This is a genomic window from Stagnihabitans sp. (assembly GCF_964946895.1).
The window spans coordinates 1-21306 of sequence record NZ_CBBQHX010000051.1 but is presented as its reverse complement, the minus strand read 5'-3'; the positions used below and the strand labels follow the sequence as shown (position 1 = coordinate 21306).

The window sequence follows — 21306 nt, the reverse complement described above, 5'->3', positions numbered from 1 at the left end:
TCGGCGGGCAATTCCCGAATTGCCCGCTCCTAGTGTCACGACCTACCGGCCGTGCGCCCATCTGAACATCGCTTGGTCAACGAACGGCTGTTCCCGCTCATGTCCGAAATTGCAGAAACCTGATGCTGACCGACGGCTTTCCGCCCCTTGCGACGACAGAAGGCCCCATCGACGCGCCCGGCCCAAAGCGGCCGATCAAGCTTGGTCCATGCTGCGTGGCCACATACGCCGAAGTCGGCATTCGACCAGCCCGCAAGTTGCCCGGGCAAATGCCCTTATCCTAGAAAGTCAATCGTTATGTTCAGATCAACTCTTAGTGCCCGTTTTCCCCCGTGGCGTCCAGCGTCACGAAATCCACTCCACCATGCAAAGGTCGTCCCTACTAATAGGTCGCACTACCTGGACACCGAAGACATCGTTCAGCGAAATCGACCCTTGATTAATGTCGCCATTGGATGAACAGTCAGTGGTAGGTCACGCGGAAACTCTCAAGTGATTGATGGATAAGAAATAATCTATGAAAACTCGATCGAGTTCTCCGGGAAGTAACATGAGCCAAGCAGCTTTACGGCATGTGTCAGTTCGCGTTCCTTGGCATGACAGCAAGTGGAATGGCCGAGTCTGTAAAGATCCGAAGGGAAATTCAGCTTGCCTTGCTGTGCGCAGGACCGCGCAAAATCGTGATGATGAATTCGAGACTCAGTCTGCAGGTGACTCGTTCGCTAACCTAGATCAGATGCCGCCCTGTCTCGCGGAGCGAGGGACTTTCCTGTCTCCGCAGGCTTTCATTCACAAAAGCAAGCTGGACTATTCAAACTATAGCAAGGACCATGAGCACATCCTGACCACGCAGGTACATGTGCCGGCGTACGGTGGCGTACTCACGCCCTTCAAATGGATGCTACGCGAGCATGCTTGGCAGCTGTCCAAGGATCTCGGGCTTGATGCAGAAGTGTCGCGTGAGCCGCAGGAGGGCAAAGCACCCAAGTTGATCGTTGATACTCCGTGGGTTCAGGAATGCGATAATCAAAGGAGCTTGCTCGAAGGGTTTAACTCGCTTCTCGAAGACGGAGAATCGCTAGTATTTTTCTATGCGCGTCAAACGCCGATGGCCGAAAGTCAGGCTCGCCAGATTGTCGCCGTTGCGCGGCTGAGCGCGACCGGGAAAGTCGATGAGTATCCATATGAGGGCGGCAAGGCGGCAGGCCGGATCCGGTCCATGGTGTGGGAACGGCCGTTCCAACATTCCTTGCGCCCAGATCCTCAAAATCCAGGCTTTTGGACCGGAGGTGTCGTTCTCCCGTATCACGAGCTGGTCGAAGCGGCAGCCAAAACAGACAACCTCGACCTTTCGGAATTTGTTGCTGAGGTGCCGAGCGAGGGCTATGAGCAATTCCTCTATGCTAGCGAGCATGTGACGCATGGCAGCGCAATAACTGCGCTCCTGGCTGTGCGGACGGCAATAGACGCCGCATCAAAGGTGCTGACTGGACCTTGGGGTAATTATCTCGCTTGGATCGATAGCGAGCTCAGCCGCTTGTGGACCATGCAGGGCTCGGCACCAGGGCTGGGCAGCGCGCTTTCCTGCTTTGACCCGACGTTCAATGGCACTTTGTTTGCGCTGGCGCTCACCCCCGAGCTTGAGGAGGGCGAAGATCCGTGGCCCGTAGTCGAAGCCATTTTTACTGGTGCGCGCACGTCGCCAGCCCGCGCGCCAAAGATCTCTTCGATGCAGTCTAGGCGCTTCAAGCGGCTCAGGGAGCAGGAGCCGGATCGCTATGATATGATGCGCCTCCTCTCTTGCTTTGAGTTGACAAAGCAGCAAGCCCATGAAGCATATGCGCGACCCGACGCATTGGCCGTGTTGGCCAACCCCTATTTGATCTTCGAGGACGCGCGTCTTTCGTCCAATCCAGTCAGTCTGACAACCATCGATCGGGGTCTTTTCCCCTCCGAGACATCCGCTGCAAAGCCAGCACTCCCTCGAGATTCTGAAATTGATCTGGATGAGGCCGATCATCCCTTACGGGTCAGGGCCATCATTATTGAGGCGTTGGAACGCGCAACGCTGAACGGACACACTTTGCTCAGCGCCGAAATTCTCTCGACTGCGGTGGCCGAATTGCCATTGTCCCGAACTGTCACGATTGATGAGCAAACGCTCGATCTGTGCAGAGAAGAGCTCGAGGGTGCGGTCTGTGTGCTTGACTATGAAGGCGAGTTGTTCGCGCAGCTCAGCCGCTATGAAGAGGCGCGCGACGTCATCACATCTCATATCCAAGCCCGCCTCAAGGCTGTAACGGCCACCAGCGTAGACTGGCGAAGTCTAGTGGCTGCGAAGTTCGGTGATCCAGTGGCCGGAGATGAGGATGAGCACGCGGCACAATTCGAGAAAGTCCTGGCACTCGAAATTCTGGAACGGTCGAAAATCGCTGTCCTTACCGGACCTGCTGGCACCGGTAAAACGACACTGCTCAAAATATTTCTCGATCAAGAGAAAGTGGCAGGTCGGGATATTTTGCTCCTTGCTCCGACAGGCAAAGCGCGCGTGAGACTGGGGCAACAGACTGGCAGGCCGGAACAGGCGCGTACGCTTGCCCAATTCCTCAATGAATTCGGACGCTATGAGGGTTTGACTGCTCGTTATCTGGTGCGAACCGATGGAGCGACGGCTGATGTAACGACATGTGTTGTAGATGAGTCGTCAATGTTGACGGAAGATCAGCTCGCCTCGCTTTGCAGCGCCCTGCCGAAGGCCGCACGACTTGTACTCGTTGGCGATCCACAACAGCTCCCGCCCATCGGTGCGGGGCGGCCGTTCGTTGACATCATCAATCATCTCGGTGCTAACAACGGCGTCGGCTTGGCGCGGCTCACTGTTAGCCGTCGTCAAGCCGAAGGTGGACTTGTTCCCGCTCTATCGCTGCCCGATGTCCAGCTGGCCAACCTCTTCTCCGGCAACCCGCTACCCCCTGGCGAGGATGCGGTGATTTCCGCGGGTCAGATCCCGGCAGACTCTGCCCGCTTGAAGTTTCGCTACTGGGACACGCATAGCGATCTTCGCGAAACGATCATCGACGTCCTCAATGAGGAATTAGGTGGAGCTGGTAAGGATTTGGAACGACAGGTCGAGCTGTCGCTCGGTGGCACGGGAAGCGGCGATTTCATATATTTCAATGAAGGATGTGGCGGGAACGCCGAAGCTTGGCAAATTCTCTCTGCGCATCGGAACATGGCAAGCGGATCGGCTGAAATTAATCGCCTGATCAAGCAGACGGTACGAGCCAAGCGTCTGGCCTCTGCACAACGCTGGGGGAAAGGTTGGAAGATGATCCCACCCCGCGGCGCCGATCAAATTACCTATGGTGACAAGGTCATGTGTTTGCGTAACCATTCACGAAAGCGTTGGAATAGAGATGCCGGTCAGCGTGCTGGCTATCTCGCAAATGGGGAAGTTGGCATAGTCAACGGCGATGCTGGCACGCACAAACTCTATTGGACGAAGGTCGAGTTCGCCTCGCAGAGTGGTGAAAGCTTCAGTTTCAAGCCAGCGGATTTCTCAGAAGAAGGCAGCCCCTACCTTGAGCTAGCTTATGCCGTCACTGTTCACAAGGCACAGGGATCGGAATTCGGCGCGGTGATCCTTGTCCTACCGCGCAACAGCAATCTGCTGACCCGCGAGATGCTATATACCGCACTCACCCGTCAACGAAACCGTGTCTGGATTCTGCATCAGGGTGCCTTCACCCACTACCGTAAGCTGCGATCGGAATTCTTCTCCGAGACTGCCAGGCGGTCCACCAATCTGTTTGGCGCGCCTGATATGCGTCACCTGTCTGTTCAGGATGTCGGCGGTATCCGCTGGGGCTGGCTCGCGGCGAAGCTGATTCACGCCACACGTCGCGGGGATCTCGTTAGCTCCAAATCGGAGCTATTGATCGCAGATATCCTCTACGCGCTCGAGCAGGCAGGCAAGATCCGATACAGCTTCGAGAAGCCGCTCACCGATGGTGCTGGCGGCTACCGTCTCCCGGACTTCACTATCGAGCACGAGCAGGACACTTGGTATTGGGAGCATTGCGGCATGATGGATAAGGCGGACTACGTCAAACGGTGGACCGAGAAATTAAGCTGGTACGCGGCACAGGGTATCAGCGTTTGGAACAACAGCAATCCATCCGGTCGGCTCATCGTGACTGAAGAGACCAAGGAATCCGGCTTTGATAGTAAGGCAATCCATGATCTTGCCGAGCACATCTTCGGCATGTGATGGCGCTGCAGTTTTTGGGTGGCGGTCCCTGTCTCAAGTTCGAGCGTCCCCATCCTTGCGCTCACCGGGCCGCTCGGCGTACCAAGGTAGGGTCCGCTTCCTGCGCATCGCCGTCATACATGCCACGCGCAACGAACGACCGCTCACCGCCCTGTGTGTCGATTAGCGCAATCAAGTCAGCGCCCTTCGGCCCCGGTCATTCGACCGGGGCCTTTGCTTGTGCACGATCAGTCGCCGCGGCGGGTGTTGGGGCGGGACCAGATGAGGCTCGAGCCCTCGCCGTCTTCGTCATCGAAGAGGTTGGCGTAGATCGGGGCTGCGAAGCTCGGATCGTCCAGCTTCAGGCCCAGATATTCGCGGCCCTCGTTCGATTTCTTCGTCCAGGCGGCGCCGATCTCGGCGCGGCCGACCAGAACCCGGTGGGAGGGGGCGTTCTCGCCCGAGGCCCGCAGGTCGGGGACAAGGCGCACACCCTTGGCCTGCAGTCTGAGGGTGAAGATTTCGCCGGTGTATTCGGTGCCGGTCTTCTTGAAGGTGCCGATGGTCGCCATGTTCTTTCTCCGTTTTGCTGCATCTAGCCCGCGTCCTTGCGGCCTCGATGGCGATCGACAGCCCGGAGGCGACCGCTGGCGCACCCCCTTCACGGGGGCTGGACAGCACAGGAGGAACTTTCTTGTCCCGCGAGGAATGACGGTGCCCGCACCGGCAGGGGAAGAAAGTTGTGACGACGCTGTTGCGCCGAAGCGGTCGAGGCGAAGACGTCCTTCGGGCAGATCAGCCCATCACCAGAGGCCACTGGACGCGGGCTGGGACAGACAATCCACGGAGATCAAGGCGACCCTGAAGCCCCATCGAGAGAGACAGGACAGGCACTACCGGCGATGAAACCACCTCGGTCGACCAGCCAAGCCAGCTTGCGCGCGCCCCTGCCCTCCTGCCTCGCGGCTCCCGCCGCTCCACCGTGGTCAGGTCTGCCAGCGTGATGGCAGCCGATGACGAGATTCGAACGAGCGTTGCGATTGGGCGAAAATGCAGGCCGATCATTGCTGAGACTCCACTGCAAACCGCCGAAGTCGATGATGATTTGACAGTGGGGTCCTTGCCCCCGTTCCCCGCCCCAATACCTGCCGCTTCGATGATTACTTGGCAAAGGTCCGTCCAAACCTGAGGCCGTGACAACCGCACCCGCGCTTGAACGAAACACGAACAGGCCTTATGATGCGCCTACATTTTGTGAAGTGAGATGCAGCATGACTCCATATCGTGATTGGGACCAAGATTCTGGCATCAGGGCCTACGAGCTCGGCTCGTCATATATGGATGTCGCATTCAAGGACGGCGCGATCTATCGCTACACCTCGCTGTCGGCGGGTCAGGCCAATATCGATCGGATGATCGTGCTGGCACGGGCGGGTGATGGGTTGAACCAGTTTATCAACCGGGCTGTGAGGAAGCGCTATTCCGAGCGACTTGCCTGAAGGCACCGCCTTTCCATCCTGCCACATGAAAAAACGGGGTGACCGAAGCCACCCCGTTCAAGATCATTCAGCGGCGATCATGTGCTGGCGCTCCTCTTCGTCGTCGGGCTGCGCCTCGTCATCATCGGCGAGGAAGGCGGGCAGTTCGACGCTGGCGTCCTCACCCACGGCTTGCGAGCCAACATCGAGATCATCCAGGCGCAGCGGCTCCGGCAGCCAGCCAGAGCCATCGAGGAGGCGTTCCGCTTCGCGCGCCATGTCGCCCTTCTTCAGGTGGGCGATCAACTCAACGGCCTGCGCCCCTGCTCCTTCGCGTACCGCCTCCAGGATGCGGCTTTTCGTGACGCGGCCGAGGTAGTTGGCAACGGTGGGTTTCCAGCCCGCCTCGACCAGATCGAGCCGGGTGGTGCGGGCCAGGCGGTCTGCTTCGCGGAGACGGCGGTCGAGACCCTGCTGGCTGATCCCCATGCCGCTGTAGGGGTTCGGACGCTCGTAGAGGGCGTTCACCCCGAAGCTGATGCAATGGGCGAGGAGCGCCTGCCGGCTCGCCTCGTCCAAGGCGTGGAGCCAGTCCCAGAGCATGTCATCCCCCTGCCCCAAGGGCATGTCTGAACGCCAGCCGACGTGGCGGGTGTCGATGTTCTGCGCCGGGAAACTGTCGGCGAGATCGGCGGACTGCACCGGCAGGTGGATTTCGCGCACGGTCGCTTCGATGGCCGCACCAGAGGCGCGGGAGACGAAGCAGTCGATGACAAGCTTGTGCAGGAGTGCCGTCATCGCAATGCGCGGGTTGTTGGCCACAGCGTCCCGCAGCGCCAGCGTGCGATGCGCCGTCAGCTCGATAACGAGCCGTTCGGGCAGCGGCTTGATCGCGTCGCTTTCGTCCTCTTCGTCCTCGGTCGGTCGGGTCTCACCGCCCATGTTGATCACCGTGGAATGGCTTGCGCCGTGATCCGCATTCATTGGCGCGTTTTCCTGGGGACCGTCTTCCGTCGCGGCACCCGCAGGGACTTCGCGCCGTTCATCCTCGGGCCGGACAAATCCGCGTTCGATTAACAAGGTGCCGTCGCTGTCGATGCTGACGAAGGCCCCTGCCCTGCCGACCTGGTCGGGATCGAAGGCCATCGGGCGGCTGTCGAAGGCGCCAAGAAGCCGCTCGATCTCGCCAAGTCGCGCATCGACTTCTTCGGGCAGATCATCGGCCTCAGCATATTCGGCTTCCAGCCGATCATATTCGTCGCGCAGTGCTTCGCGCGAGGCCCTCTCTTCGTCACTCAGATCGACCGTGGTGCCCAAAAGCTCGCGCAGGCCCATCGTGTGGCCGTAGGGGAAGCCCACGGCGACCTCCAGCCACTGCCAACCCTCGGCGGAGATCGCTTCGGCTTCCGCTTTCAGCTTCTCGCCGACCAGCCGTTCCAACAAGACCGGGTCTTGCAGCCAACCGCCATCATCTTGCTGGAAGAGGTCGCGCAGGACGAAGCCACCCGCGGCCTCATAAGCGTCGAGCCCCAGGAAGCGGGCGCGCTTGTCCGACGCGCGCACGGCGGTTTCCGTCAGCATGCGACGGATCTGGTAGGGCTCCTTCGACCAGGAGTTCTTGACGGCGTCCCAGACCTGCGCCTGCCGAGCGTGATCGCCCGAGATTGTGAAGGCCATCAGCTGTTCCAGGGTCATGCCATCTTCGGCGTAGACCTCCAGAAGATCGGGCGCGACCGTGACGAGGCGCAGGCGCTGCTTGACCACCTTCACATCGACGAAGAAGGCGGCCGCGATGGCCTCCTCAGTCATGCCCTTCTCGCGCATGGCTTGGAATGCGCGGAACTGGTCCAGCGGATGCAGCGGTGCGCGCTCGATGTTCTCGGCCAGCGAGACCTCGTCGATCAGCACGCCGTCATCGGCCGCGCTGACGATGCAAGGCACCGGTGCGGTCTTGGCAAGACGCTTTTGCTTCACCAGCAGCTCCAGAGCCCGGAAACGCCGCCCGCCAGCGGGCACTTCGAATTTGCCGGTCTCAGCACCGTCCTCGCCGATCACCGGGCGCACGTGCAGGCTCTGGATCAGGCCGCGGCGGGCGATGGATTCGGCCAGTTCATCGACCGAGAGGCCGGCCTTCACGCGCCGGACGTTGGACTGGCTCAGGACCAGATGGTTGAAAGGGATATCCCGCGACGAGGCGAGGGTGATTTTCTGCATGTTGGTCATCGGACCAATCTCCGCGACAGGCGCCGAGAGCCTCTCTCTCGACTTCCAACCTGTCGAACACCCCCTTGCCCTCCCCTCCCTCTCTCCCACGGCCAGGCTTCAGAGATGACCAAGCCCGCGCAAACTGACCTCCCGGCCCGCGCCGACGATGATATGGTCGTGCAGGGTCAACCCAAGCACGCCGCAAGCCTTCTCGACCTCCTTTGTCATGGCGATGTCCGCCTCCGACGGCTCGGGGTCGCCCGAAGGATGATTGTGAGCCAGGATCAGCGCCGTGGCGTTGAGGTCCAAGGCGCGCCGGACAACTTCGCGCGGATAGACCGGCACATGATCGACGGTGCCGACGCCAAGGCGTTCGTCGGAAATGAGCCTGTTCTTCCGGTCCAGGTACAGGACGTGAAACCGCTCGACTTCACCGCGCACCGAGATGGCATTATGCAGAGTTCGGCATAACGCCTTTTATGCCGAGGCCGAGATTATGCCGACATAGGCCACTAAGTGTTTAAATTCCCTCGAGGCTTTTGCATCGTAGTTGGCATAATCCTTGGGACTGAAGCTGGTAGCGTCTTCTCGTTCACGTCGAAACGAGGAGATATCATGGCGATCGAACCGAAAAAGAAACGGAGTGCGAACCCGGTCACGGCCCTTTCCAATGGCCTCGAAGAGGATTTGCAGATGCAGGGCTACGGGGTCGGCACGATCTGGAAGCAACGCAGGCTATTCAATGACCTGCTCATTTGGTTGGAGGGCCAACAGCTCGCGATGGCCGATTTGACGGTGGCCAAAGTAGAGCGGTTCATGGCCGACCGCCGTGCTGCCGGCGTCCGCAAGCTGAAGACGCGCAAAGCTCTGGGTGCCATTCTGGTCTATCTGCGTGGGTTGGGGCTGGTACCACCCGCCGAAAACCCCGTTGAAGACGGCCCCGCTGGTGAAATCCTGGAGCGGTACAGGCGGTTCCTGGCAGTAGAACGCGGGCTGACAGCTGCGGCGATCCTTCGATATGTCGATTGCCTGCGTCCGTTCCTTGATCGACAGACGAGAGATGGCAATCTCGATCTTGCCAGCCTGACCGCTTCTGATGTCACCTCCTTCGTGGTGGCTTGGTGTCCCGCTGTGAATTCCGGTGTCGCGAAGTTGACCGTCACGGCGCTGCGATCTTTCTGCGGGTTTCTCCATCTCGAGGGCGTTTTGATGCGCTCGCTTGTCCCGGCAGTACCCACGGTCACATATCGCCACCAGGCCGGACTGCCCAAGGGGCTCGAACCCGAAGAGGTGCGGCGCATTCTCACATCTTGCGATACCACCTCGGACAATGGCGTCCGCGACTTGGCGATCCTGACCCTTCTTGTTCGGCTCGGCCTGCGGAGGTGCGAGGTCTCCAGACTGGGGCTTGACGATATTGACTGGCGTGCGGGCACGATCTGCGTGCATGGCAAAGGAAACTGTCTTGAACGACTACCCCTTCCCGTGGACGTAGGTCACTATCTGGCTCAGTATCTACGTCACGCGCGACCAGCGAAGGCGCGGGGCCGGACCGTATTCGTCCGACACTTCGCACCTTATAACGCGCTCAGCGAGTGTCGGGTCAGTACCATCGTGGCGGATGCCGCGCGACGGGCAGGCGTCGGGCGGGTGCACGCGCATCGCCTGCGCCATACAGCGGCGACACAACTGCTGCGTGCTGGCGCATCTTTGCCCGAAGTCGGGCAAGTCTTGCGGCATCGCCGTGCGCAAACCACGGCGATATATGCCAAGGTCGACCGCGATACCTTGCGCATGATTGCAGGCCCCTGGCCGGAGGATGCGCAATGAGCCATCTGCGCAAAGTCTTGGCCGACTATCTGAGCATGCGGCGCGCCTTGGGCTACAAGATGGACCAGGTCGAGCGACGTCTCCGCCAGTTTATTGCCTTCGCAGAGGATCATGGTGAGACCCATGTCCGGACCGTGACGGCGCTGGCCTGGGCAACGCTTCCTCCTGGCGCTGATCCGATCTGGACCCACGCGCGACTGGCCGATGTGCGCATCTTCGCCCGGCACCTGCATACGCTCGACGATGTGAGCGAAGTGCCGCCAGACGATCTTCTTCCGGCGCGGAGACGGCGCACAACGCCCTATCTCTATACACCGCAGGAAGTGGCCGACTTGATGCGCGCCACGGATATCCTGCCCAAAACACACGTGCAGGCAACCTACCGGGTGCTGGTCGGCTTGCTGGCTGTGACCGGCATGCGGATTGGCGAGGCGATCGGCCTCGACCGCGACGACCTCGACATGGGCGGCGGCATTGTGACGATCCAGAAGGGCAAATTTGGCAAGGCGCGGGCATTGCCGCTGCACCCGACGACAGTCGCTGTCTTGCAAAACTACCTGCTTCGAGCTGATCGTCCGAGTCCTTCCGGCGCGCCGGTTCTTCTGAGTAGTTCAACGGGCAAGCGGCTGCGCTATAGTAACGTGCATCCGACTTTCCAGAAACTGCTGCATCATTGCGGGATTGTTCCACGTTCGGCAACCTGCCGACCCCGGATTCACGATCTAAGGCATAGCTTCGCCGTCAGCACCATCGCCGAGGGGTACCGGTCAGGTAATCCCGGCTCCCGCCTCGCAACTCTGGCCACCTACCTCGGTCATGTCGATCCTAAGCACACCTACTGGTACTTGTCGGCAGCGCCCGAATTGCTTGGCCTGGCTGGTGACATGCTTGAGCGCCACCTTGCGGGTGAAGCATGACTGGGCTCGCAACGACGCTGCAAGCGTTCTTCACTGACCGCCTCGTCCGCCAGCGTCAGGTCAGCGCCAACACGATCCAGGCCTATCGCGACACTCTGCGCTTGCTTCTGGTCTTCGCTTCGGAACGACAAGGCAAGTCACCGGTAAGGCTCGACATCGACGATCTTGATGCGCCGCTGATCGGTGCCTTCCTCGATCATCTGGAGCGCGAACGGCAAAATGGTGTACGCACCCGAAACGCCCGGCTGGCCGCAATCCGTTCCCTGTTCCGCTATGCAGCCCTGCGCCATCCCGAACATGCCGCCACCATCGAACGCGTTCTTGCAATACCGCCGAAGCGCTTTGAGCGACGGCTGGTGACCTGGCTGACCGAGGCCGAGATCGATGTACTGCTGGCCGCCCCGGACCGGGCGACCTGGACCGGGCGGCGCGACACGGCGCTGTTCAGTCTCGCAGCCCAGACAGGACTGCGGGCGTCTGAACTGATCGGGCTGACCCGTGCCGATGTTCAACTCGGCGCCGGTGCGCATGTCAGTTGCACCGGCAAAGGGCGAAAGCAGCGCATCACGCCGCTCACATCCGGCACCATCGCGATCTTGAGGGCTTGGCTTGCCGAGCGGGCGGGTCAGCCTGGGGACCCGCTGTTCCCGACACAGACCGGACGCGCCCTTAGCCGCGATGCGCTTGAGCGCAGGCTGGCCAATACGTTGCGGAAGCACAGGTCAAATGTCCAACGATGGCCAAGAAGCGCGTCTCCATGCATGTTCTGCGCCATTCTGCCGCCATGCGCCTCTTGCGCGCCGGGATCGACACCTCGGTGATCGCACTCTGGCTCGGCCACGAACAGATCGAAACGACCCAGATCTACCTGCACGCGGATCTGCAGATCAAGGAAAGAGCCCTCGAAAGGACAGCCCCGATCACCATGAAGCCCGGCCGCTTCCGACCGACTGACAATCTCCTCGCCTTCCTCGAGGCTCTCTGATTATGCCAACCCCTTCCCAGCGATCTCCGCCAGAAACAGCGATCTAGAAACCAACATCGGCATAATCTCGGCCTCGGCATAAAAGGCACAATAGTCCATCACGGCCTGCCATGACGAAAGGACCGGGTTGCGGTTGATATGGCGGGCCAAGATTTCGCGGGCGGCGAAGATCGTAGCTTGTTCCTGCGCGGTCAGCTCAAGGCTGCCAGAGCGACGGTTTAGGAAGGCAGTGGGGTGTTCTGAAAATCGGGACATGTAGACCTCATGTGTTGAGCCCGACCAGCATCGGCCCAACGGCAACGAGCTGATGTGGCAAATTTGGCCGGGAAGGGGAAAAAGGGGACGCTCTGGTGGCAGGGGGCAGGAGATATCTGAGCCCCCTGCCCCGCAGCTCGCCTCAGCTGACGCGATCGAGCAGCTTTTTGGCCCGGCTTTCCATGTCGAGACGCGCATCCTGCTGCGTCTTATCGCGTGCAAGTCTCGTAATACCTTGAATAAAATCAAAAATACTCTCCGGAGGTCGGCCCTCTTCCATCAGCACCTTCTCGATGATCTTGCCGGATTCGGTCTTCGAGAAGCCGCGCTTCTTCAGGAAATCATCCCGGTCCTCATCGCTGCGCGCCACGATCTGCTGCCGCGCCGCCTTGATGCCGTTCACGAAGCCCTGTGGCGAAGAATTGGCAAACCGTGTCAGTGCTGGTGCCGCCTCTTGGGCAAAGCGCGATGCGGCATATTTCGAGTGGCGGATGGTGATCTCCTGGAAGTCCTCGACACCCCACAGATTGCGGTTCTGGCAGACCGCCCGCAGGTAGAAGCTTGCCATGCCGAGGGTCTTGGCTCCCACCTCGGAATTCCAGCAGTAGAAACCCCGGAAGTAGAGATCGGGTGAGCCGTCGGGCAGACGGCCCGCCTCGATCGGGTTGTGATCGTCGACCAGGAACAGGAAAACATCCCTGTCGGACGCGTAGAGCGTGGTCGTGTCACGGCTGATCTCGACATCGGGGTTGTAGATCCCGGTCGACCAATCAAGAACGCCCGGCACCTTCCAGCGCGTGTCGCCGGTGCCGTTCCCCGCGATGCGCTGCACCGCCTCGACCAGCTCATGGTCGTGGATGCGGCCATAGTCGGGGCCGGTCACGGCACGCAGTTCTGTGCGGCCATCCTCGATCTCAAAAGTTTTCACCTGCTCGGCTCGATGGTTGGCTAGGCCATACTGCAGGTTGATCCCCGCCAACGGCGCGGGCAGTTGCCGCAGGTACGAGGCGGGAGCACCGACGATGTTGGCGAGCTGACCAAAGGCCCAATGCGTGGGAGCCACCGGTTCATGCGCTTTCGGCAGGACCAGGTGCAACCGCTCTGGGTTGTCGCGCGCGGCCTCGACGCGGATGTCCGCCGTCTGCACCACACGGCTGCGGCTGCGCTCGGACCGGCCCTTCACCGATGCCCAAAGATCATCGAGCGACAGATACCGCTCGTCATCGGGCCGGTTGAACCATTCAGACGACACCCGCCCGTTCCGCTCGCCCCGACTCACATCCACCTTGTAGCCGCCGGTCGTCACCGGCCGCGCGGGTTCCAGAATTTCCACGTTGTTCATGACAGTCACTCCGTGACGGGCGCCGGAAGCCTCTCTCCCGGCCTTGGCCCGTCACAAGAAATCCGCCCGAACTCTTCCTCTTTGGGGACTGGCCGGATGCCCGGAGCTCCCTCGTCACCTCCCAGGCCGGGAGGCGGACAAATCAGAAATTTCTTAGATCAAGGTTGTTCTTGCGCTCTTTCTTCTGCGATCAGCGATCTCACGATGCTAAGGGGCAAGAACATCCTCAGAGGGCTGGAGGCGAGGCCTCGAAACCCGTAGCTCTCATAAAGTGCCCGGCGCCGGACAACCCTGTCAGGGCTACCACAATCGAGAACATCAAGCATCACGACCGCGATGCCGATGGCATCTGCTGCAACTGCGATCCGGCGCAGAGCGTCGACCAGCAGATCTCCGCCGTATCCACCTCCTCTGAAGCGCTGATCGCGACCGATCATGGAAATATAGGCAGCTGGAATGCTGCCATGCGACGGACGCGAACGTGCAAAATTCGGGGGCAGATCTCCGTAGTGCACCGCATGCGCGTTCAGCGCATAGAAGCCGATGACAGAACCATCATCACCTGCCATGATAAAGAGGCGCACATTGTCGGCTTTGGCGAGCTTGTTCGCTGTCTTTTGGAAATAATTGTCGACCTGTTCAATACCGCAAGAAAAAGCCGCTCGATCGTGTTTGGCGGGATCGAACGGCTCGATGGAGACGGCAGTTGGAATGCGTGCCGCCATTTACTTGGACACAACCGTGTCCCGGTGGCGCCGAAACGCCCCACGCAAGGCGTCGGTTGGCGTTGCAGGCGTGTCTAGCGCTGCGAAGAAGGCTTCATGATCCACCGGCTGAAGCACAGTTCGTTCGTGCGCTGCGATGGTTGCCAAGGCGGCCTGATAGGCTGCATTCATCGTGAAGACGGAATCGTCCACGCCCGACAAGGCCGCCGCCTGCTGAATCGCGCTCTTGATGCGCGGTTTGGTCCGGAAATTCATCCGGGCCTCATTACGTTCCTCGATGGCGCTGGTGCTGTCGTGGAAACCAAGCATTGTCGCCTCCGGTTTTGATGTCTAACATGTACGCCGTTTGGGCGTACATTTCAAGTAGGTCTCGTGGAGCCACAAGCCTCAAGGCAAGCAGAATGAACTAGGATCACCGATGTTTGGTAGAGATGAGTTCATTGCCCCTGATTCCGGAGCAAGATCGCTGACCCTGCCCCGGCTCATTTCGTCAGATCAAGCGGCTTCCCAGACTTGGTTCAAGATACGCGCGGCAATCTCGGCCTTGTCTTGAGGCAAGAAGCGTCCGTAATGCTGTGCAACCATCTCCGGCGTGTCCTGAATCGCATAGCTGGCCTGTTCGTAAGAACCGGTCCTTTTCAGGATATGCGTCGCAAGGACGTCGCGGACATTGTGCGGCCCATGCGGCAACAAACCTTCGATGGCGCCCCGTTTGGTCCAAGGGTTGTAGATGCCGTAGCGCTGGATCGCCGTCCGCCAAGCCTCATAGAAGGTGTTCTGACAATAGGCGGCGTTGGTGCTGGTCATCTTGGCCGTCTTTACGAAGAATGTACCCGGATCTACGGAGGGACCGATGAGCCTGGCTCTATGTCGTTCAATCCAAGCCTCGATCATCTCGTAGAGCCTGCCAAGATCCGGCAGGATCAGCCGGAATGGCTTTGAGCCAAAGAACGAGGAATTGGCATTCTTGAACGCTACGGATGGGATGAAGATCTCCCAGCCCTGATCGCGACTGCTCCAGCGCAACTCGCCCCGCTTCATATCCTCAAGTCTTCGTTCTGCGGTGGGCAGAGTGCCAGGCTTGCATAGCAACAATTCTCGAAGGTTCTTCTGACGCAACCCTGTATGCAGGCCGATACGCAAAAGCAGAAAGGCCCGAACTGCCTCTGCCGCCGCCCGAGGATTGTGACGCTCATCCGGTACACGGAGCAGGATTTCTTCCGTGATCTTGCGGTATTCCCCAAGAGGACTGGCAGCCTCCAGAACTGGCATGATGGGTTCAAACGGATCACGATGAACACGCGCCACTCGGTCGATTTCCTTGATGCGGCGACGGGCGTGCTTGTACATCAGGTCGCAAGCCATCGGCCAATCTGCCTTTACGTTGGCGATGTCCTCTTTGGAAATCAGTCCCTCGATCTCGCGAAGGTTTGCAGCCATCTGGGGCGCCTGCCGCATCCAACCGGTTTCCGCCCGGCAGATTGCTGCAGCGATCGACAAAAGATCGATTTCCCACTTGGTATAAAAGCCACGCCGACGCTCGCGCCAATGCAGATACCAGTCCCAGACCTGCGGAAAGATCATCATCGCAAAGGTAAGGAGCTTGGGATCGGCGCCAAAACCCTGCACTTCGCTTTCGGTTGGACTAGCAAAGGCGCCGAACCAGAGCCCGAAATGCTCCAGCTTCTGCGACGCGGTTTCGGGACCCCAGACACCGTTCCGCTGGAGGCCAAATGCTGCGAAGGTCGATGTCTTGAACTTCAGGAGATCCGCCATCTCATCGTTGAGCCGCTTAGGCGCAAGGATGATACCGGACTCCTCGGTGGTATGCGCCGCTGATGACTTACGAATCGGCCCTGAGGCACAACTGAACCTAACCGCATAGCGCTGCTTCATCGCTGCCGCTTGGTATTTCCTGTAATCGGTTGAACCACTGATGATCACGGTGCGCACCCAGTCGAGGATTTCAGCCTGTTCGTGCCGAGGCCTGCGATTGAAATCCTCGGGCAAATGCCAAGCCAATCGGCGCCGTTCGGAGGGTGTGATCCCGGGTAGGTCGTAGTCGGCTGGAGCCCGATCAGATGGACCAGTCATCTTTGAGAAGTAGCCAACTGGCAGGCGATACCGCCGCTCGATCCGGCCCACGATTTCCAGACTACTCGCCGCACGGGGAACTTTCTTCCCACGCCCCCAGCTGATCAACGTACTCCGATTGACCCCCTCCCCAGGTAAAACGACCGCATTATACAAATGGTAGATCGTTTCGCCGTGGCGACGTGCATGGAGTTGAAGCGCTGCCCCGAAGTTGTCGGGCTCTTCCCACGTCCCTTGCAAAGGATCAGGAAACTCAAGAATTGGCCTCGGCTGTCGGCCAGGGCGCTTGCGCTCTTTGCTCGACAGCCCATTTGCTTCGACATTCACTTGAGGTTGCGCTTGGAGCGACTGCACCACGGCAACTCTTTTAGGCTTCTGTCGGGAGACCCTCTCGGAGCGAAGCCGTCCTTCCGCGATCGCACGGGAAACCGCGTCAAAAATCGGCTGCAGACTGTGCCTATGCTGCTTGAGGCGTTCAAGGTCTAGGAACAGCATTGCTGCCAGGGAGACCAAGTCGAGGCCGCTGCCACGGTAGGGCGGATATTCCTTGCGCTCAAGGAGATCTTGCAGATAGTCGTGCAGGATCGCTAGTTCATCGTGTGCAAAGATCGGAGCCAGACGGCGGTTGCAGTAGTCAGACAGTTTTCCGGCGGTGAGCGTGGAGGATGTGAGTTTCATGTCAGGTCTTTCGATTACTAGGACCGGTTACGTATCGAAAGGCTGGAACAATGGGGAGTTGCTGGGACGAGCTAGCTGCTATGTGATGTTGCTTCCTTGCCGTCGAAGCGTCACAGTTTTGCTTGCTGAGGTGGCCGGGGCAGGTGGAAGAGTTTGACTCGTGTGGACCAGCCGAGTGCGTGCGTTGGGTTTGGTTGTGGTTGTCGATTTTTCGTTTTGCGTGAATGTTGTTGGTGTCGGCTAAGCTGGATACTTGCCGCGATTGCGGCTTTTGTCCGCGGACAATTCACCGCGAGTGAGTCCTACGCTCAGAAGCATCCGACAAAGTTGTCCGCGGACAATTCTAGCAACAGACCTCCGGACGACTTCTAGAAAGCCGACAAATCAGAGCCCACGGGTCGAAGTCATCGCTTCTTTTTCCGGTGGTCACTGCTCGGAAATATGCGCCGAGTTGGCGGATTTTGCTTTGCATCTCAAGCAAACCCCAAACCGCCACGGCCGTTCCGAGTTCTCCGAGTTTCTTTTCAGCAGCTAGGTAGGTCGCCCGGTCAATTCCCATCATTGGAGCAAGCGTCTTAGCATGGTTGACCACATCAGCCGCACCTGTTGGCGCTTGTTGCATGTAACTCATTGCTTCTGGGCATGCCTGCACCAGACTTCCTAGCGAAAGCTGCTTGTGTGCGGCAACTGAGTTTGAAGCCGCCACCTCTCCATCAGAATCTAAAGGTTCTTTTTTTGAGTTCTGAAGATGACGGTCAATTTGTCCGCCAGTAACGGTCATTTTGCCTGCGAACGCTTCCTTTTCGCACTGTTCTACAGACGTGTATTCCTCAACTGCCACGAGATTGTCCATCATAGCCACGATCTCATTAGCCGTCAGTTTTCTGCGCATTGCACGTTGGGCATATTCAAGCATGCTGGTCGGGCCCGTTTGGTCCAAGGTTCTAGCGATTGCTGTTCGAAGCTTGGCGCGCAGAAAGGAAATATGGCTCGCCCGTTCGGAGCATTCGTCAGCCAAATCGCAAAGTTTCGTGTAGGAATCGAATAGGGGCCCAAGATCGATTCCGAAGCGCAGCACGGCGCCTGAGGAGCTGTCGCTCTTGCTGAACCGCTTCCCGTTGGGGCTGTCTGACCGATGGAGGAAACCTGCGTCTGTCAGCTGCTCAATATGTCTACGAAGTGTGCGATCGGAAATTCCGTTGCGCTTGAACGTTAAGGTCGCGTTGGAGGCAAATACGACGTTGTGGTTTCTGCGCGGTGGAAGGCAGGACAGAAGAGCATCGAGAGTTGCAATGACTGGGGCCTTCAGGCCTAGGGCCGAACTTGCCCGCCGAATAGTGTCGATAAGCAGGAACCTGTCAGGGCGACCAATGTCTGCAGGCAATACCTCTGATGTCCGCTGCCCAACGGGCGCGGCGATGTGTTGAAAGGCCATATTTTCTTCACAGCAAGCCTAAGCTGAAGCTGCCACGGCAAAGCACCGAGGATTTTGCTCGTTTTCGGCAATATCCGTCCACTCAACCGAATCGGTTGTTCTTGACTGGCGGGGAGAAGCTGGTAAACCTGAAGATGCTAAGCAACAGATTGGGCTCTCCGAGGGTGACTTTGGGGGGCTCTTTCTTTTTCCTTTGGCTGCGAGTGCTCCCTTTGTTGTTGATCTGCTCGTTGACGTTCAGTCGGCCGAGGCGGCCAACTTCCAGGCCTCGTAAAGGCGTAAGACCTCTACTTCGGCATGTTCGCGAATCCACTTTGTGAACTCGGGCTGTTCAGAGCCCGTAAACCTGATGATCACAGACCGTGGGGTTTCTTTGATTTCAGCAACCTTTGAGCCGTCCGCATGTACGATGGGCAGGGCAGGGGGGGGGCCCACTTGCGTGGCCTCTGACTGTGCAGCCTTCATCGCCACATCAGCGACCAAAGCGAATCTTTCGTCTGATCCCAAGTCACGAGACGCGACTGGCAGAGCGGCAACGAGCGTTTCAATGGCGATGCCTTTGTCGCGAACCAGGTCCGCCAACTCCTCCCAGCGACGACGGCCGATGCCGTGAGCTGCCCCAATGTATTGGACAACCCCAAGCGGAACCGTTCGTGCGACCTTGGTCATCCGGGACAGCATGGGCTTGTCGATCGCAAGTGCATCCAGCACCACCGATTGATCATAGCCGCCGTCAGTCAGATCGGTGACAAAGATTGCCTTCTCGATGAAGCTGGGATCCAGACGAAGGCTGTTCTCCTGGCCTTGCGCCAAGATCGCTTGTTCGTCTGTCAGTGTCCGGATGAGAGCCTTTGCGGGGATGCCAGCCAGTTTCAGCGCACGTAGTCTCCGCCGACCATAAACGATGCGATACCGCCCCGGATAGTCGACAAGCGGACGCACCATGATCGGAACTTGCTGCCCATGGGCGCGAATGCTTTGCACCAGATCGGCAACGTCGGCATCTGTGATGGTAAGCCGGTCTTTAGGGCCGCCATCATCGATGAGAGCGGGATCAATTTCGCGTACTGCATTGGACGATAGGTCGCGCAGCGTCGACTTTACGCCAGACATGGCCCCGGTGTTGGGAAATCTGGGCCTGCTGTCAGGAGCCACAGCCTCGGTGGCAGGCTCTGGCGGCGGCGGTGGAGGTTGGAATATGTTGCGGCGAGCCATCAGTCTGTTCTCCGTCCCCAGGCTTCCTGGATGACCTTTTCAAACTCATCAGCGACGCCGTTCACACTTTCCAGAATGCGATCAAGCGTCTTGCGGATGACCTGAGTAGGGTCGAGTTCATAGATTGTCTGCTGCGTCATGCCTGCGTCAGAAATCGCAGTCGACTTCAGCATGGGATTGGTCAGGACCTGATCCAGTAGGATAGAGCGTAGAAAGCCCGCCATTTGCGACTGTGGCACATCGGTCGGCTCGTATCGCGCGATCAGGAATTTGAGGAACTTCCAATCGGTCGGGCCAGAGGATTCCTCAAGAACTCGTACAGTTTCCCCAGCCATTTCAAGGAATTGCGCCATCGAAGCGACGTCGAGCATGCTTGGTACAACGGTAATAAGAAGCCCTGTCGATGCCAGCAGGGCCGTCATCGTCGTGAACCCAAGTTGCGGGGGGCAATCGATCAGGACCAGATCGTAATCCCTTTCCACTTCGTCCAAGGCGATTGCAAGTCGTTGAGTGAATGGAGGGTCGATGCGATGTTGAAGGGCATAGGCGGTCTCGGTCTCATACTCGGACAAGAGGAGGCCAGCCGGCGCCAGATCAAGGTTGTGGAAATAGGTCTTGCGGATGACCTGGCTCATCGGCACCGGATCGTCGTAACGTAGGGCGTCGTAGATTGTACCGGTTTCCGCAAACTCGATTTCCGGCCGATAACCGAACATCGTGGTCAAACTGGCCTGCGGATCCATGTCGACCGCGAGAACCCGATAGCCCCTCAAAGCGTAGCGCTGTGCAAGATGGATCGCCGAGGTGGTCTTGCTGGACCCACCTTTGAAGTTGACTACAGAGATCACTTGCAGGCCGTCACCGTCGCGCCGACCGGGCAGATATGAATCCCCGTTGCGGCCCGTACGTGACATGACCCTGCGAATGACGTCGATCTCCTCCGCCGTGTAAATGCGCCGACCGCGCGCATCGGTCTCAACTTCCGGAAAGTCGCCCTCTTGATGGCGAGTCCGAAGGTTCGACATGCTTATGCGGGTCAGTTCGGACACTTCTGCAGGATGGAATTTGCGCAAAGTCTTCCGGCTCTCAGGCTGAAAACTGTTACGCATGTGGGTGTTCAAAGCCTCAGACAGACGAGCAGCGTTAGCACTGATTGTGCTAGCTATGGAGCCTGGCGAAGGGTTAAGCGTGCTCGTATTCATATGCCCTCGATGGTCTCTTGATGGACCTTCGTTATTTCGTCGCAAGAACGCGTCATAAACGGATTTGTGCGACAAGAGAAGTGATGGCACGCAACTTATGGTCCGGCAACTGTTTTTTCACATTGAACCGCGTTTGGCAGGTGACCGCAGTTCAACCAAATTATGAGCGCCTCCGCGTAAGCATCGGATGTTTAAGGAGAAATGTAGGCTACGCTCATGTGTTCGCGGATGTTGTAGCACCGACCCCTTTCGGCACAAAATCTAGAAGTGTAGATCACTTTCGCGAATCGGTGACCCGCATACCGACGGTTAGGACAACAATTCCAACCGCTCCGCCCGCTCAAGCAGCATCTTGACCGATGACGGCTGCCACTTGGTTCGACCGCGTGGCGTGCGCTCGCGCATGTTCTCCAGCCGGTCGCAAATGGCTTGCAGGGTGATCTCTGGGTCGGCCCCCTTGATCGCCGCAATGATGGCGGGAAGTCGGTCATCTTTCGAAGCGCGCACGGCACGGCCAAGGATGGCTTCCGGCAGCAGACCTTCTTTTACAAACGTCTTTGTCGCCCTGATCAACCGGGCTTGTGTCCATGGCTGTGATTCCTTGGGAAGGCCAGAGTTGACCACCCGAAGGACGTCTTCCCACGGCATGTCTGGTCGAAGCCGTCGGACATCTGGCACCCATTCTGCGGCTGTGCC

Annotated in this window: 17 protein-coding genes and 1 pseudogene; 6 read left to right on the top strand and 12 right to left on the bottom strand. The window is 58.9% G+C overall.

The genetic code is table 11. From position 1 onward, the window contains the following. Positions 1 to 550: 550 nt before the first annotated feature. Entirely contained in the window at positions 551 to 4270 is a 3720-nt protein-coding gene (locus AC1Y2B_RS21055; protein WP_482255096.1) for an AAA family ATPase, read from the top strand. 227 nt (positions 4271 to 4497) lie between these two features. On the opposite strand, the gene AC1Y2B_RS21050 is transcribed toward AC1Y2B_RS21055, so the two are convergent. After that, positions 4498 to 4821, bottom strand: a complete 324-nt coding sequence (locus tag AC1Y2B_RS21050) for a DUF736 domain-containing protein (protein ID WP_482255095.1) — start codon at positions 4819 to 4821, stop codon at positions 4498 to 4500. A gap of 765 nt (positions 4822 to 5586) precedes the next feature. On the opposite strand from AC1Y2B_RS21050, the gene AC1Y2B_RS21045 reads away from it, so the two are divergent. Next, positions 5587 to 5748 (top strand): hypothetical protein, encoded by a 162-nt coding sequence (locus AC1Y2B_RS21045; RefSeq protein WP_482255094.1) that lies wholly within the window; start codon positions 5587 to 5589, stop codon positions 5746 to 5748. A 63-nt stretch (positions 5749 to 5811) separates the two neighbouring features. Here AC1Y2B_RS21045 and AC1Y2B_RS21040 read toward each other — a convergent pair whose 3' ends face one another. Both AC1Y2B_RS21040 and AC1Y2B_RS21035 read right to left on the bottom strand, forming a co-directional pair. Then, a complete protein-coding gene (locus AC1Y2B_RS21040; RefSeq protein ID WP_482255093.1) occupies positions 5812 to 7950 on the bottom strand; it encodes a ParB/RepB/Spo0J family partition protein in 2139 nt (712 codons plus the stop codon). 99 nt (positions 7951 to 8049) lie between these two features. Then, entirely contained in the window at positions 8050 to 8391 is a 342-nt protein-coding gene (locus AC1Y2B_RS21035) for a JAB domain-containing protein (RefSeq protein WP_482255097.1), read from the bottom strand. Between the two features lie 156 nt (positions 8392 to 8547). On the opposite strand from AC1Y2B_RS21035, the gene AC1Y2B_RS21030 reads away from it, so the two are divergent. Genes AC1Y2B_RS21030 through AC1Y2B_RS21015 form a run of 4 tightly spaced genes read left to right on the top strand, consistent with a single transcriptional unit; the run spans position 8548 to position 11664 of the window. Then, a complete protein-coding gene (locus AC1Y2B_RS21030) occupies positions 8548 to 9762 on the top strand; it encodes a site-specific integrase (RefSeq protein WP_482255092.1) in 1215 nt (404 codons plus the stop codon). Beyond that, positions 9759 to 10679, top strand: coding sequence for a tyrosine-type recombinase/integrase (locus AC1Y2B_RS21025; RefSeq protein WP_482255091.1), 921 nt, complete (start codon positions 9759 to 9761; stop codon positions 10677 to 10679). Before AC1Y2B_RS21030 ends, AC1Y2B_RS21025 begins: the two co-directional genes overlap by 4 nt. Continuing rightward, complete coding sequence (locus tag AC1Y2B_RS21020) at positions 10676 to 11500, top strand: tyrosine-type recombinase/integrase (RefSeq protein WP_482255090.1); 825 nt, start codon at positions 10676 to 10678, stop codon at positions 11498 to 11500. Before AC1Y2B_RS21025 ends, AC1Y2B_RS21020 begins: the two co-directional genes overlap by 4 nt. Next, positions 11437 to 11664 (top strand): tyrosine-type recombinase/integrase, encoded by a 228-nt coding sequence (locus AC1Y2B_RS21015; RefSeq protein ID WP_482255089.1) that lies wholly within the window; start codon positions 11437 to 11439, stop codon positions 11662 to 11664. The genes AC1Y2B_RS21020 and AC1Y2B_RS21015 overlap by 64 nt, the downstream gene beginning before the upstream one ends. On the opposite strand, the gene AC1Y2B_RS21010 is transcribed toward AC1Y2B_RS21015, so the two are convergent. From AC1Y2B_RS21010 to AC1Y2B_RS20970, 9 genes and pseudogenes are all read right to left on the bottom strand, one after another. Beyond that, entirely contained in the window at positions 11665 to 11919 is a 255-nt protein-coding gene (locus AC1Y2B_RS21010) for a hypothetical protein (protein ID WP_482255088.1), read from the bottom strand. Positions 11920 to 12061: 142 nt separating this feature from the next. After that, positions 12062 to 13261, bottom strand: coding sequence for a DUF932 domain-containing protein (locus AC1Y2B_RS21005; protein WP_482255087.1), 1200 nt, complete (start codon positions 13259 to 13261; stop codon positions 12062 to 12064). 158 nt (positions 13262 to 13419) lie between these two features. Then, positions 13420 to 13986 carry a GNAT family N-acetyltransferase gene (locus AC1Y2B_RS21000; RefSeq protein WP_482255086.1) on the bottom strand — a complete coding sequence of 189 codons (567 nt, stop codon included), beginning with the start codon at positions 13984 to 13986 and terminating at the stop codon, positions 13420 to 13422. Beyond that, entirely contained in the window at positions 13987 to 14295 is a 309-nt protein-coding gene (locus AC1Y2B_RS20995) for a type II toxin-antitoxin system TacA family antitoxin (RefSeq protein WP_482255085.1), read from the bottom strand. Between the two features lie 186 nt (positions 14296 to 14481). Further along, entirely contained in the window at positions 14482 to 16758 is a 2277-nt protein-coding gene (locus AC1Y2B_RS20990) for a hypothetical protein (protein ID WP_482255084.1), read from the bottom strand. 343 nt (positions 16759 to 17101) lie between these two features. Next, on the bottom strand, positions 17102 to 18193 hold the full coding sequence (repC, locus tag AC1Y2B_RS20985) for a plasmid replication protein RepC (RefSeq protein WP_482255083.1): 1092 nt from the start codon (positions 18191 to 18193) through the stop codon (positions 17102 to 17104). Between the two features lie 237 nt (positions 18194 to 18430). Then, positions 18431 to 19408 (bottom strand): plasmid partitioning protein RepB, encoded by a 978-nt coding sequence (repB, locus tag AC1Y2B_RS20980; RefSeq protein WP_482255082.1) that lies wholly within the window; start codon positions 19406 to 19408, stop codon positions 18431 to 18433. Further along, entirely contained in the window at positions 19408 to 20610 is a 1203-nt protein-coding gene (gene repA / locus AC1Y2B_RS20975) for a plasmid partitioning protein RepA (protein ID WP_482255081.1), read from the bottom strand. Before repA ends, repB begins: the two co-directional genes overlap by 1 nt. Positions 20611 to 20919: 309 nt before the next feature. Next, a pseudogene (locus AC1Y2B_RS20970) lies at positions 20920 to 21306 on the bottom strand (recombinase family protein); the annotation flags it as partial.

Bases quoted from the DNA above. Each gene is read 5' to 3' on its own strand.
- AC1Y2B_RS21055 (WP_482255096.1), top strand. From the start codon at position 551: ATGAGCCAAGCAGCTTTACGGCATGTGTCAGTTCGCGTTCCTTGGCAT.
- AC1Y2B_RS21050 (WP_482255095.1), bottom strand. From the start codon at position 4,821: ATGGCGACCATCGGCACCTTCAAGAAGACCGGCACCGAATACACCGGC.
- AC1Y2B_RS21045 (WP_482255094.1), top strand. From the start codon at position 5,587: ATGGATGTCGCATTCAAGGACGGCGCGATCTATCGCTACACCTCGCTG.
- AC1Y2B_RS21040 (WP_482255093.1), bottom strand. From the start codon at position 7,950: ATGACCAACATGCAGAAAATCACCCTCGCCTCGTCGCGGGATATCCCT.
- AC1Y2B_RS21030 (WP_482255092.1), top strand. From the start codon at position 8,548: ATGGCGATCGAACCGAAAAAGAAACGGAGTGCGAACCCGGTCACGGCC.
- AC1Y2B_RS21025 (WP_482255091.1), top strand. From the start codon at position 9,759: ATGAGCCATCTGCGCAAAGTCTTGGCCGACTATCTGAGCATGCGGCGC.
- AC1Y2B_RS21020 (WP_482255090.1), top strand. From the start codon at position 10,676: ATGACTGGGCTCGCAACGACGCTGCAAGCGTTCTTCACTGACCGCCTC.
- AC1Y2B_RS21015 (WP_482255089.1), top strand. From the start codon at position 11,437: ATGCATGTTCTGCGCCATTCTGCCGCCATGCGCCTCTTGCGCGCCGGG.
- AC1Y2B_RS21010 (WP_482255088.1), bottom strand. From the start codon at position 11,919: ATGTCCCGATTTTCAGAACACCCCACTGCCTTCCTAAACCGTCGCTCT.
- AC1Y2B_RS21005 (WP_482255087.1), bottom strand. From the start codon at position 13,261: ATGAACAACGTGGAAATTCTGGAACCCGCGCGGCCGGTGACGACCGGC.
- AC1Y2B_RS21000 (WP_482255086.1), bottom strand. From the start codon at position 13,986: ATGGCGGCACGCATTCCAACTGCCGTCTCCATCGAGCCGTTCGATCCC.
- AC1Y2B_RS20995 (WP_482255085.1), bottom strand. From the start codon at position 14,295: ATGCTTGGTTTCCACGACAGCACCAGCGCCATCGAGGAACGTAATGAG.
- AC1Y2B_RS20990 (WP_482255084.1), bottom strand. From the start codon at position 16,758: ATGAAACTCACATCCTCCACGCTCACCGCCGGAAAACTGTCTGACTAC.
- repC (WP_482255083.1), bottom strand. From the start codon at position 18,193: ATGGCCTTTCAACACATCGCCGCGCCCGTTGGGCAGCGGACATCAGAG.
- repB (WP_482255082.1), bottom strand. From the start codon at position 19,408: ATGGCTCGCCGCAACATATTCCAACCTCCACCGCCGCCGCCAGAGCCT.
- repA (WP_482255081.1), bottom strand. From the start codon at position 20,610: ATGAATACGAGCACGCTTAACCCTTCGCCAGGCTCCATAGCTAGCACA.